12 protein-coding genes are annotated in these 12,665 nt (G+C 61.6%); 3 read left to right on the forward strand and 9 right to left on the reverse strand.

All coding sequences use genetic code 11. The features are described from left to right. Positions 1-5 precede the first annotated feature (5 nt). Positions 6-2,048: a methionine--tRNA ligase gene (metG, locus tag AC4LFW_RS02500; RefSeq protein WP_491817511.1), complete on the reverse strand. Its 2,043-nt coding sequence runs from the start codon at positions 2,046-2,048 to the stop codon at positions 6-8. Positions 2,049-2,288: 240 nt separating this feature from the next. Here metG and apbC point away from each other — a divergent pair, with 240 nt between their 5' ends. Further along, positions 2,289-3,383 carry an iron-sulfur cluster carrier protein ApbC gene (apbC, locus tag AC4LFW_RS02505; RefSeq protein WP_491817513.1) on the forward strand — a complete coding sequence of 365 codons (1,095 nt, stop codon included), beginning with the start codon at positions 2,289-2,291 and terminating at the stop codon, positions 3,381-3,383. A 109-nt stretch (positions 3,384-3,492) separates the two neighbouring features. Here the strand turns inward: apbC and AC4LFW_RS02510 are convergent, their stop codons facing one another. Next, on the reverse strand, positions 3,493-3,702 hold the full coding sequence (locus AC4LFW_RS02510; protein ID WP_003282211.1) for a cold-shock protein: 210 nt from the start codon (positions 3,700-3,702) through the stop codon (positions 3,493-3,495). 320 nt (positions 3,703-4,022) lie between these two features. Here AC4LFW_RS02510 and dcd point away from each other — a divergent pair, with 320 nt between their 5' ends. Next, positions 4,023-4,589, forward strand: coding sequence for a dCTP deaminase (dcd, locus tag AC4LFW_RS02515; protein ID WP_045161043.1), 567 nt, complete (start codon positions 4,023-4,025; stop codon positions 4,587-4,589). An 81-nt stretch (positions 4,590-4,670) separates the two neighbouring features. On the opposite strand, the gene AC4LFW_RS02520 is transcribed toward dcd, so the two are convergent. From AC4LFW_RS02520 to AC4LFW_RS02545, 6 genes are all read right to left on the reverse strand, one after another. Then, a complete protein-coding gene (locus AC4LFW_RS02520) occupies positions 4,671-5,351 on the reverse strand; it encodes an SDR family oxidoreductase (protein ID WP_491817515.1) in 681 nt (226 codons plus the stop codon). Between the two features lie 199 nt (positions 5,352-5,550). After that, complete coding sequence (locus tag AC4LFW_RS02525) at positions 5,551-6,477, reverse strand: ABC transporter permease (protein WP_491817517.1); 927 nt, start codon at positions 6,475-6,477, stop codon at positions 5,551-5,553. Positions 6,478-6,592: 115 nt separating this feature from the next. Then, the gene (locus AC4LFW_RS02530; RefSeq protein ID WP_491817519.1) at positions 6,593-7,696 is read right to left on the reverse strand and encodes an ABC transporter permease; all 1,104 of its coding nucleotides are present in this window, start codon (positions 7,694-7,696) and stop codon (positions 6,593-6,595) included. Positions 7,697-7,710: 14 nt separating this feature from the next. Beyond that, entirely contained in the window at positions 7,711-9,267 is a 1,557-nt protein-coding gene (locus AC4LFW_RS02535) for an ABC transporter ATP-binding protein (protein ID WP_491817521.1), read from the reverse strand. A gap of 287 nt (positions 9,268-9,554) precedes the next feature. Then, complete coding sequence (locus tag AC4LFW_RS02540) at positions 9,555-10,133, reverse strand: superoxide dismutase (RefSeq protein ID WP_491817523.1); 579 nt, start codon at positions 10,131-10,133, stop codon at positions 9,555-9,557. Between the two features lie 352 nt (positions 10,134-10,485). Further along, positions 10,486-11,088, reverse strand: coding sequence for a LysE/ArgO family amino acid transporter (locus AC4LFW_RS02545; RefSeq protein WP_491817525.1), 603 nt, complete (start codon positions 11,086-11,088; stop codon positions 10,486-10,488). 94 nt (positions 11,089-11,182) lie between these two features. Between AC4LFW_RS02545 and AC4LFW_RS02550 the strand changes: the two genes are divergently transcribed. Then, positions 11,183-12,070, forward strand: coding sequence for a LysR family transcriptional regulator ArgP (locus AC4LFW_RS02550; protein WP_491817526.1), 888 nt, complete (start codon positions 11,183-11,185; stop codon positions 12,068-12,070). A gap of 4 nt (positions 12,071-12,074) precedes the next feature. Here the strand turns inward: AC4LFW_RS02550 and AC4LFW_RS02555 are convergent, their stop codons facing one another. After that, positions 12,075-12,356, reverse strand: a complete 282-nt coding sequence (locus tag AC4LFW_RS02555) for a hypothetical protein (protein ID WP_491817528.1) — start codon at positions 12,354-12,356, stop codon at positions 12,075-12,077. Positions 12,357-12,665: the final 309 nt, after the last annotated feature.

Genomic DNA, 12,665 nt, shown 5'->3' on the forward strand with positions numbered 1-12,665 from the left:
CATTGTTACTTCACGCGTTGACCGGGCTTGGCGCCGCTATCTGGGCTCAGCAGGTAGATCTCTTCGCCGCCAGGGCCGGCGGCCAGCACCATGCCTTCGGAGACGCCGAACTTCATCTTGCGCGCGGCCAGGTTAGCGACGTACAGGGTAAGACGGCCTTCCAGTTTGCTTGGGTCCGGGTAGGCGCTCTTGATGCCGGAGAACACGTTGCGCTTGGCGTCGCCGATGTCGAGGGTCAGGCGCAGCAGCTTGTCGGCGCCTTCCACGAACTCGCACTTCTCAATCAGGGCGATACGCAGGTCCACGGCGGCAAAGGCGTCGAAGGCGATTTCGGCAGCGATGGGCTCTTTGGTCAGCTCTCCATTGCCGCTCGGCTGGGCGGCGGTTTCGGTGGAGGCGAGGTCTTCCTTGGATGATTCGATCATGGCTTCGATTTTGGCAGGCTCGATACGGGTCAATAGCGGAGTGAAAGCGTTCAGCTGATGGTTGGTGAGCAGCGTTTGCAGGTCGGTCCAGCCTAGCGGCTCGACGTTCAGGAAGCGCTCGGCGTCGGCGGCCAGGTTTGGCAGTACCGGCTTGAGGAAGATCACCAGCTGGCGGAACAGGTTGATGCCGGTGGCGCAGATCGCCTGCACTTCATCCTGCATGCCATCCTGTTTGTTCAGTGCCCAGGGGGCCTTGTCGGCGATCCAGGCATTGGCGCGGTCGGCCAGGGCCATGATTTCGCGCATCGCACGGGCGAAGTCGCGGGTCTCATAGGCCTCGGCGATGGACGGTGCGGCGGCCTGGAAGGCATCGGTCAGTGCCGGCGCGGCGTTACGGTCGACCATCAGGCCGCCGTTGCCCTTGTGGATGAACCCGGCGCAACGGCTGGCGATGTTGACGACCTTGCCGACGAGGTCGGAGTTGACCTTCTGCACGAAGTCTTCGAGGTTCAGGTCCAGGTCGTCCACGCCACGCCCGAGCTTGGCCGCGTAGTAGTAGCGCAGGTACTCGGGATTCAGGTGTTCGAGGTAGGTGCGCGCCTTGATAAAGGTGCCGCGCGACTTGGACATCTTCTGCCCGTTGACCGTCAGGTAGCCGTGCACCGCGACGGCGGTGGGCTTGCGGTAGCCGGCGCCTTCGAGCATGGCGGGCCAGAACAGGGTGTGGAAGTTGATGATGTCCTTGCCGATGAAGTGATACAGCTCGGCACTGGAGTCTTTCTTCCAGAAGGTATCGAAATCCAGCTCCGGGCGGCGGGCGCAGAGGTTCTTGAAGCTGGCCATGTAGCCGATGGGCGCATCCAGCCAGACGTAGAAATACTTGCCGGGCTCGCCCGGGATCTCGAAGCCAAAGTAGGGCGCATCGCGGGAGATGTCCCACTCGTGCAGGCCGCCGTCGAGCCATTCGGCAATCTTGTTGGCGACCGAGTCCTGCAGGCTGCCGCTGCGGGTCCATTCCTTGAGCATTGCCTCGAAGTCGGGCAGCTTGAAGAAGAAGTGCTTGGAGTCACGCAGCACCGGCGTGGCGCCGGAAATGGCCGAGCGCGGGTTCTTCAGCTCGGTGGGCTCGTAGGTAGCGCCGCACTTTTCGCAGTTGTCGCCGTACTGGTCTTCGGCTGCGCACTTCGGGCAAGTGCCCTTGATGAAGCGGTCGGCGAGGAACATGCCTTTGTCGGGATCGAAATATTGCGTGACCGAGCGCGTGGCAATGTGGCCGGCGTCGCGCAGCTTGGTGTAGATCAGGCTCGATAGCTCGCGGTTTTCTTCCGAGTGGGTCGAGTGGAAATTGTCGAAGTCCACCAGGAAGTCAGCGAAGTCGGCGCTGTGTTCGGCCTGCACGTTGGCGATCAGCTGCTCGGGCGTGATGCCTTGCTTTTCGGCGCGCAGCATGATGGCAGAGCCATGGGCGTCGTCGGCGCAGACATAGATGCACTGGTTGCCGCGCAGCTTCTGGAACCGCACCCACATGTCCGTCTGGATGTACTCGAGCATATGGCCAAGGTGGATCGAACCGTTGGCGTAGGGCAGGGCACTGGTAACGAGGATCTGACGAGCTTCGGACATGGGGGAATCTGCAGTCGGGGTTGCGAAGTGAGCTGGTCACTATAAGGGAAGCAGCCTCAAGCTTGAAGCCGTAAGCGGGAAACGGCCTGGTCTTGTCCACACGCCGTTGCCCTGTGCGCTGGCTGGACGTGGTTGCAGCGAATCGCTGTCGGACTCCACTCGTTTTGTACTGTCTGAATCTTGAAACCCAACTCTGCTGTTACCATCCCCCCATGTTCCACTCGGTTTTTAGGAGAAATCATGACCGTCACACGCGAAGCTGTGGAAGCCGTACTCCGTCAGTACACCGACCCTAACCTGAACCAGGATCCGGTCACTGCCGGTTGCGTGCGTTCCATCGATGTCCAGGGCGATCGCGTCAGCGTGCAGATCGAGCTGGGCTACGCCGCCGGGCTGTTTCGCAGTGGCTGGGCGCAGATGTTGGCGATGGCCATCGAAGGGCTCGAAGGTGTAAGCCGGGCCGACGTGCAGGTCGATTGCGTGATCCGCTCGCACAAGGCGCAGGATCAGGTCGAGGCGCTGAGCAACGTCAAGAATGTCATCGCCGTCGCTTCCGGCAAGGGTGGCGTTGGCAAATCCACTACCGCGGCCAACCTGGCGCTGGCGCTGGCGCGCGAAGGCGCTCGCGTGGGTGTGCTTGACGCGGATATCTACGGGCCGAGCCAGGGCATCATGTTCGGGATTCCCGAAGGCACCCGCCCGGAAATCCGCGACAACAAGGCGTTCATTCCGCTGGAAGCCCACGGCGTGCAGGTCATGTCGATGGCGTTTCTGGCCGACGACAAGACGCCGATGGTCTGGCGCGGGCCGATGGTTTCCGGCGCACTGCTGCAGCTGATCACGCAGACTGCGTGGAATGATCTGGACTATCTCGTCGTAGACATGCCGCCGGGCACAGGTGATATCCAGCTGACCCTGGCGCAGAAGGTGCCTGTGGTCGGAGCTGTCATCGTCACCACTCCGCAGGATCTGGCGCTGCTGGATGCAAAGAAAGGCGTCGAGATGTTCCGCAAGGTCAACATTCCGGTGCTGGGCGTCGTGGAAAACATGGCCATCCACATCTGCTCGAACTGCGGACATGCCGAGCATCTGTTTGGCGAAGGCGGCGGCGAGAAGCTGGCGTCGCAATACAACGTCGAGCTGCTGGCGTCGTTGCCGCTGTCGATGGCAATCCGCAGCCAGGCCGACGCAGGCAAGCCGACTGCCATCGCCGACCCGGAAAGCCAGATCGCCATGATCTACCAACAGATGGCGCGCAGCGTGGGGGCACGGATATCCCAGAGCGGACAGATCATCGCTCAGTCGATGCCTAACATTTCCGTATCTGACGACTGATGCGGTAGCAGGCGGCGCCCTGGCGCCGCCTGCTGCCTGGCTGTTGGACGAATCGCAGGCACAAAAAAGCCCCGCCGAGGCGGGGCTTTTTCAGCAGTGAAGCTTCAGGTTAGATAACCTGAACTTCCTCAGCTTGCATGCCCTTCTGGCCGCGGGTAGCGACGAAGGAAACTTGCTGGCCTTCTTTCAGGCTCTTGAAACCGTCGCCCTGGATGGCGCGGAAGTGTACGAAGAGGTCGTCACCGGATTGCGGAGTGATGAAGCCGAAGCCTTTTTCATCGTTGAACCACTTAACGGTACCGGTTTGGCGATTGGACATTTGAATGTCTCCTTGAACAATGTAGATGTGATTTGAACGGGCAAATACCCCGAACGGTGACTGTGTGCAAGGAGTTAAAGGAGTCGTAGCAATGATCGGATCGAAATCTAAACATGTAGCGATTCACGGTGACACATGCAGCAGCAGCCAATGAAAGATACTCCATTTCTGACACATTGCGAGGATTATTTTCAGTTTCCGTTCGAAGTGCCAGAGATGCGGCGCGTGGTCTCGGTGCTCAACCTTTGAACCAGCCCCATGGGCTCGGTAAGATGCACACCTTTATCTACCCGCCCACCAGCCAAATCAGGACGCCCGCCATGAGCATCAAATCGGACAAGTGGATACGCCGGATGGCCCAGGAGCACGGCATGATCGAGCCCTATGTCGAGCGCCAGATGCGCGGCGAGGGCAGCGAGCGCCTGATCTCCTATGGCGTCTCCAGCTATGGCTATGATGTGCGCTGTGCCGATGAATTCAAGATCTTCACCAACATCAATTCGGCGATCGTCGACCCGAAAAACTTTGACGAGAAGAGCTTCGTAGACATCAAGAGCGATGTCTGCATCATCCCGCCGAACTCGTTCGCTCTGGCGCGTACCGTCGAATATTTCCGCATCCCGCGCAACGTGCTGACCATCTGCCTGGGCAAGAGCACCTATGCCCGCTGCGGCATCATCGTTAACGTCACGCCGCTGGAGCCCGAGTGGGAAGGGCACGTGACCCTGGAGTTTTCCAACACCACGACGTTGCCGGCAAAGATCTATGCCAACGAAGGCGTGGCGCAGATGCTGTTCTTGGAATCGGACGAGGAGTGCGAAACCTCCTATCGCGATCGTGGCGGCAAGTATCAGGGGCAGCGCGGTGTGACACTGCCGAAGGCCTGACGGAGTTGAGATCAGCGCAGCGAAGCAGGATCCCGATGCGGGGGTAACTGAGGTTGCCACCCGCATCGTTGTTTTCAGGGCCTACCAGGGCAGGGGATGGCCCTGGTAGTCGATGTAGCGATGTCCTCCCTGACCCAGCGCATTCGTGACCTGTGCGACCATGCCGCGGCAGCTGGTTTCGACATCAAGAGGCGCTTCGTCGCCACCCATGTCCGTCCTGACCCAACCAGGGTGCATGGAAATCACACCCACGCCTGTCCCATCCCCCAGCTCGGCCACGAAGCCGCGGGTCAGGTGATTCAGCGCGGCTTTGCTTGCTCCATACAGCGGCATACCCATTCCCGCGCCGGTCTCGACACTGCCCATGACCGAGCTCATGAAAGTGATCACGCCCGAATCGGGATTTACCAGCGATAGCATCCGCTTGGCGAGACGGACGGGGGCGACGGCATTGGTGACAAACAGCTGCGCTATCTCATCATCGCTGGCATTGTCCGGCGATAGCTGACGGGACCCGGAAATGCCTGCGTTGATGTACAGGACGTCCAGCACGGTATCGGACAGCTGTGCAGCAAGCGCCTCGACGCTTTTGCTATCGGTGATATCCAGCGCCTCGACTCTTGCTCCGGCGGCTTTGAGCTCGCTTGCCCGGCTCGGATCACGAACGGTGGCGATGACCTGCCAGCCTTCGGAACTGAACTGTCTGGCCAGGCCTAATCCCAGTCCGCGGGACGCACCGATGATCAATACTGTTTTGGGCATGTGGATCGTTCTCCCATGGAAGTCGGACTGGGAGGATAGCTGAACCTGCGCCTACTATCGCGCAGGCGCGACGTGTTGGTGGACGCTGCCACAACGGGCCCGGTAGATATCGCTTGGCTCAAACCGTCCTGCGTGTTCACGCCGGGGTGAGCCTGCGGCTGCTCGGGTCATGATCGTGCTGGAACTCGGTTCAAGCCGCTCAATGCCCCGGCTGCCAGGGCTGGCCCAGGGAAACCGGAGCGTAAAGCCGGGTGCGGATCGCATCGCGTGACAGCAGTACCAGCACCAGGATGGTCGCGACATAAGGCAGCATCGCCAGCAGATTGCCGGGGATCGCCAGGCCTATGCCCTGCGCAACCAGATGCAGAATGCTGGCGAGGCCGAACAGGTACGCGCCGAGCAGCACTCGACTGACCCTCCAACTGGCAAACACCACCAGGGCCAGCGCAATCCAGCCGCGCCCGGCGGTCATGTTTTCAGCCCACATGGGGGTATAGGCCAACGACATGTAACCGCCGGCCAGTCCAGCCATGGCGCCACCGAACATGACTGCGAGCGTGCGGACCCGTAGCACCGGCAGGCCCATGGCGCTCGCCGCGTTGGGGTTCTCGCCTACCGCCTGGATGATCAGGCCGATCCGGCTTTTGAGCAGCACCCAGGCGACCAGAAAGAACAGGCCGAACGACAGGTACACCAGCAGATCCTGGGCAAACAGCATGCGACCGATCAGCGGAATATCGCTCAAAAGCGGAATGGCGACAGGCTCGAAGCCTGCCAGGGGCTTGCCGACCCAGGAGGCGCCTACAAACGAGGAAAGGCCGACGCCAAAGATCGTCAGAGCCAGCCCGGTAGCGACCTGATTGGCACTGAAGCCAAGCGCCACCAGGGCGAACAGCAGTGACAGCAGCACGCCCGCGAGACAGGCGAGCAATACGCCGAGCCACAGATTGCCAGTGGAGAAGGCGACCATGAAACCGATCACCGCGCCGAACAGCATCATGCCCTCCTGGCCAAGGTTGAGTACGCCGCTCTTCTCGCATACCAACTCGCCCAGCGCGACCAGCAACAGGGGCGTGCCGGTGCGGATCATGGCGTAGAAGATGTTTGTCAGCAGGTCGATGTCCATGGGGATCCTTAGCTGAAAGCCAGAAGCTGGAAGCTGGAAGAAAAGCCGAGAACCGCAGGTTTGCAGCCCTTTGGACGAGGCTGATGGTTCAGGCGTTTGGTAATCGCGGCAGCTTTCATGGCTGCACCGCTTGCTTCAGGCTCCCGGCTTTATTCTTCAGGCGTAGCGCCAGTCGCGGCCGATAAAGGATCAGCACATCGCAAGCCAGTAGAAAGAACAGCACCATGCCCTGGAACAGTTGGGTGATGGATTGCGGCAGGTTCGCAGCCATCTGCGCGTTTTCGCCGCCCAGGTAGAGCAATGCCATCAAGAGGCTGGCAGAGACGATGCCCAGCGGGTGCAGCCGACCGAGAAACGCCACGGTGATGGCGGCATAGCCGTAGCCCGGCGATACCTGCGGCACCAGTTGGCCAATCGGCCCGGTGACTTCGGCAACCCCTGCCAGGCCGGCCAGTGCGCCACTGATCAACAGCGCGATCCAGGTCAGCCACTTGTCGCGAAAGCCGACGAACCCTGCCGCGCGCTTATCCAGCCCCAGCACCTTGATCTGGAAGCCCAGAAAGCTCTTTTGCAGCAGCACCCAGACGACGACCAGGGCCAGCAGCGCAAAGTACAGGCCGCCGTGGACGCGCAGGTCTTCGACGATCTGAGGCAGACGCGTGGCATCGCCAAACATGGCTGACTCGGGGAAGTTGAAGCCCTCTGGGTCCTTGAGCGGCCCATGCACGGAGAACAGCAGCAGGTTGAGTGCGATGTAGTTGAGCATGATGCTGGTAAGGATTTCGTTGGCATTGAAGGCGGTCTTCAACCAGGCGCAGAGCCCGGCCCAGGCCGCGCCGCCAAGCGTGCCGGCGATCAGGGTGATGACCAGCGCCCACTGGCTCTCCCACTCGATGATGTTCACCGCCACCGCGCTGCCTGCCAGGGCACCGATAAGCAGCTGGCCTTCGGCGCCGATGTTCCAGATGCGCGCGTTGTAGACGACGGCAAGGCCGAGGGCACACAACATGATCGGCAGCGCCTTGACCAGCAGTTCGGAAATCCCATAGAGGTCGCTGAGGGGGTCGATCAGCAGGATCCGCAGGGTTTCCAGCGGAGGATGGCCGAGCAGGGCAAACAGCAGCGCGCCGCTCAGAAGTGTCAGCAGGGCGGCCAGCAACGGGGAGAACCAGAGCATCGCGCGCGATTGCTGACCGCGCGGTTCGAGTGATAACAGCATGAATGGGTTTCTCGTCAGGCGGCAGAGGTCGAAGCGGTGCGGTTGCGGGTGTCGAACTGGCCGGCCATCCAGCGGCCGACTTCCGCAGGCGTGCTGCTCGCGGTGGTGTACTGCGGAGACAGCTTGCCGTCACTCAGCGCGGCGATGCGATCGCTGATCTGGAACAGTTCTTCGAGATCTTCGGATATCACCAGTATTGCGGCACCGGCGTCGCGCAGTTCGATCAGCGCCCGGTGAATGGCCGCGGCAGCGCCGACGTCGACTCCCCAGGTTGGATGCGCGGCAATCAGCAGCTTGGGTTGCTGCAGGATTTCGCGGCCAAGGATGAACTTCTGCAGATTGCCACCCGACAGGCTAGCGGCGGCTGTCTCGGCGCTTGGTGTCTTGACTGCGAAGCGCTGGATGATGCGTTCGGCAAACGCGTTGACCCTGCTGCGCCGGATCATGCCGCTACCGAGCATGCCGGTCTGTTGAAATCCGGTAAGCAGGGCGTTGTCCGCAAGGCTCATGCTCGGCACGGCGCCATGCCCCAGTCGTTCGGCCGGTACGAACGCCATGCCATGCCGACGCCTGGCGTCCGGGCGCAACTGGCCAACAGCGTCGCCAAGAAAGCGGATGGTGTCACCGCGCTTGTTGGGCAGGGCCTGTTCACCGCTGAGCAACGCAAGCAACTCGTCCTGCCCGTTGCCCGCAACGCCAGCGATGCCAACGATTTCGCCTGCGCGGACTTCGAGGTCGACCTCCTTGAGCGAGACCCCGAAGGGGTCGCTGTTATGCCATGACAGGCGCTCGACTCGAAGAAAGGGGGTTCGCCCTTCGACCTTGGGATACTCGGCCTCCAGCCCTTCGGCATCGCCGACCATCAGGCGCGCCAGTTCCAGATCCGAGCATTCGGCTGGAACGCAGCTACCGGAAACCTTGCCGCCGCGCAGCACGGTGGCGCTTTCACAGAGCGCACGCACCTCGTTGAGCTTGTGGCTGATGAACAGGATGCTGCAACCCTCGCTGGCAAGTCGGCGCAGCGTGACGAACAGGTCCTCGGCTTCCTGCGGTGTCAGGACGGATGTGGGTTCGTCGAGGATCAGCAGTTTGATGTCCTGCATCAGGCAGCGAATGATCTCGACGCGCTGGCGCTCGCCGATCGACAGGCTATGTACCAGTCGATGCGGTTCCAGCGGCATGCCGTAGCGCTTGGACACTTCACGGATCCGGGGTTCGAGCTGTTTGGGCGTCCCGGCTGCTGCGCCGAGCGCCAGGGCAATGTTTTCCGCCACGCTGAGGGTTTCGAACAGCGAGAAGTGTTGAAAGACCATACCGATGCCACGCTCGCGGGCCTGGGCGGGGTCACGCATGACGACCGGCTCGCCCTGCCAGATGATGTCTCCGGCGTCCGGTTGGGTCACGCCGTAGATGATCTTCATCAGCGTGCTCTTGCCTGCGCCGTTTTCGCCGAGCAGTGCATGGATCTCACCGGGCTTTATGGAAAGATCAACGCGGTTGTTGGCCAGGCAGCCAGGATAGCGCTTGGTTATGCCGCGCAAATGCAGGCGGGCTGTGGGCGAGTCGGACATGACGGGTTTCCGCTGAAGTTCGTGGCGATGCAGAAGCAAAAAGCTGGCCAAGCAGTCAGGAATTACCGGGCCACGCTGTTTCAGGATAGCGCAGACGGCCGGCTGGGCAGGGCGGCATATTAGTCGCTGCTTCGCTTTGGTGCTCGCCTGGCTGTGGTTGCCACCCGCTGCACTTGTTTGAGGCATCCGGCACCAGAACGAAAAATGCCCGCATCACCAGGATGCGGGCATTTGGGTGCTGCTTCATGGGGCCGGGCTAGCCGGCTGCCATGGGCTCGCCTGATGACTTAGGCGAAGTTCTTCGCAACGAAGTCCCAGTTCACGACGTTCCAGAATGCTTCGACAAACTTCGGACGCGCATTGCGGTAGTCGATGTAGTAGGCGTGTTCCCAGACGTCGCAAGTCAGCAGCGGCTTGTCGCCAGCGGTCATCGGGTTGCCGGCACCAATAGTGCTGGCCAGGCCGACGCTGCCGTCGGACTTCTTCACCAGCCAGGCCCAGCCGGAGCCGAAGGTGCCGATTGCGGTCTTGGTGAATTCTTCCTTGAACTTGTCGAAGGAGCCGAACGCTGCGTTGATTGCGTCAGCCAGGGCGCCAGTCGGCTCGCCACCGGCATTCGGAGCCATGCAGTTCCAGAAAAAGGTGTGGTTCCAGACCTGCGCGGCGTTGTTGAAAATGCCACCGGACGAGGTCTTGATGATGGTTTCCAGATCCTTGCCTTCGAACTCGGTGCCCGGGATCAGGTTGTTCAGGTTGGTCACGTAGGCCTGGTGATGCTTGCCATGGTGATACTCGAAGGTCTCGGCGGAAATGTGCGGCTCGAGGGCATTCTTTTCAAACGGAAGCGGGGGCAATTCGAAAGCCATGGTGTATCTCCTGCTCAGGTGTCGAGGATTGATGCGGCCAGCTTGGTAGCAGTTGCGCTGATGATCAGCGCTTCGCGTAACGGGGAACTGCTTATGTCGTCCGTATACGCCTGTCTTTCCGGTCGCTCGCTGCATGCTTGCGCAATCTGTTGGCCGTTCACGGGCGGCCAGGGTGCAGGCTGAAGCGTTCCGCTCCATGCCTGCAGATCAAGGATCATAGCACCCACCCTGTGGCAAAACCACGCGGCAACTGTGTGGGAAAGCCGGTGCCAGAGCGTCCTTATCGGGGACGATCAGATGCCGGCGGGTGTTTGAACCCTTTGCGTGGACCTCGTGCCGAGCGTCGCGTTCCTCAGGCGGTGACGATGAGCTGCACGGCGACCGCGAACATCATGCCGGCCACGCCCAGGTCGATGAGCCGCCATGTCAGAGGGCGCGCCAGCCACGGGGCGAGCCAGGCGCCGCCCAGGGCGAGAATCAGAAACCAGATCGTCGATGCGCTTGCCGCCCCCAGCGTGTATGCGCCTGGCTCGGGCTGTTGCGCCCCAAGCGAGCCGATCAGGAGAACCGTATCGAGATAGACATGCGGATTGAGCAAGGTCACCGCCAGCGCAGCAAGCAACACGCTGCGCAGGGAGCGTGCGCCGCCGTTCGCTTGTTCGCGCAGCGCCTGCGGTCGGGCTGCGCGACGCAGCGCGATGGCGCCGTAGAACAGCAGGAAGCCAACGCCTCCCCAGCGAGTGATCTGCAACAGGACAGGATTCTCTGCCAAGACCGCAGCCAGGCCGAAGACGCCCATGCTGACCAGCAGGATGTCACAGAGGATGCACAGCGCAGCGACCGGAATGTGGTGCTCGCGACGCAGGCTCTGCGCCAGCACGAATGCGTTTTGTGCTCCGATTGCGATGATCAGTCCCGCTGTCACCAGCAAGCCGTTGAAATAGCTCTGCCACATGGCGCTCTGCCTGTTGCTGCGAAATTGCTCGCAGTCTCGGCGCTCGCTCGCTATAAGAAAAACGAAATATGGTAATGCCTTATAAGGAAAACTGATGTTTGACTACAAGCTGCTGGCCGCTTTGGCGGCGGTGGTTGAACAGGCTGGCTTCGATCGTGCGGCCCAGTCGCTGGGGCTGTCGCAGTCGGCTGTATCCCAGCGCATCAAGTTGCTCGAAGCGCGACTGGGCCAGCCGGTGCTGTTGCGTGCTGCGCCACCGCAGCCAACCGAAGTCGGCCGCCGCCTGCTCAATCATGTCCAGCAAGTGCGTCTGCTGGAGCGGGACCTGCAAGGGCAGGTGCCGGAGCTGGATGAGAATCGGCTACCGGAGCGACTGCGCATCGCGCTCAACTCGGACAGCCTCGCCACCTGGTGGGCCGACGTCGTGGCTCCCTTCTGTACCCGGCATGGCGTAGTCCTCGATCACGTACTGGAAGACCAGGATGTGGGACTCAGGCGGATGCGGGCGGGGGAGGTGGCAGCATGCGTGTGCGCGGTGGAACGGCCCCTGGCTGGCGCACGCAGCGAATTTCTTGGAGGGATGCGCTATCGCGCGCTCGCCAGCCCAGACTTTATCGAGCGGCACTTGCGGCCCGGGGCATCAGCCACAGCTCTGTTGACCGCGCCAGGGATTGTCTTTGGTCCGGATGATCAGCTCCAGCATCGCTATCTGGCATCGCTTGGCCTGAAGGGAGCGTTCAGCCATCACCTGTGCCCCTCATCGGAGGGTTTTGTGCGCCTGCTGGTGAGCGGTCTTGGATGGGGAATGGTGCCCGAGCTGCAGGTTCGAGATGAACTCGCCAGAGGCGCCCTTGTGGATGTGTTCCCGGCAGAGCCCATCGACGTTCCGCTCTATTGGCATCACTGGCGCAATGGCGGCGAGCTGCTGGCCGAACTTACCGGACAACTCGCCCGTTGCGCAGGGCAGTGGTTGGTCAATTGAGCCGTCAGGCCATGACTCTCTGGCCACGGTAGATGCGTACCGACGCAGCAGGGATGACCAGGGGCTCGGATGTAGAAGGTCTGTTCAGGACAGGTGTCGGCGTGTCGCTGTAGGTCGCCAGTTGCCTGCCCAGTTCGCGTGTCCGCTCATCATTCGAGCAAAGGCAGGCGGTAAGCATTGCGGTGATTGCGTCGGGCTGACTCAGACGAATATCGAGCTGCTGCTCGTCCCGCAAGCGGCGCCGCAGGGACTGCATGCAATCGAGCATTGCCTTGTTGAACTCCATGATCATTCATTCCTCTTAGTCACGGCTAAGCTGGCCAGATGGCCGACTTCCCTGTCGGAACGTGCTATCCACTGGCATGAGTGTCATAAGCAACAGGCATACCAGTTCAGCTGACGGCCAGCTGCGGACTCGCGAAAGCTGGCTGAAGGCCGCCCCGCGCACCGCTGGGCTCTGCCGGCGCCTGCTGTGGTCGGTCATGCCCTCAGGCCTCGCCGTACCGCTGCGCACGCGCCTGGATCACGGCGCCCTGTGAACGCCTGCTCGTGGTGCGTCGCTGTTGCCAACTGGCGCCGCTGAAGTCGCCCTGTC

Source organism: Stutzerimonas sp. C6.4V (genome assembly GCF_058536345.1).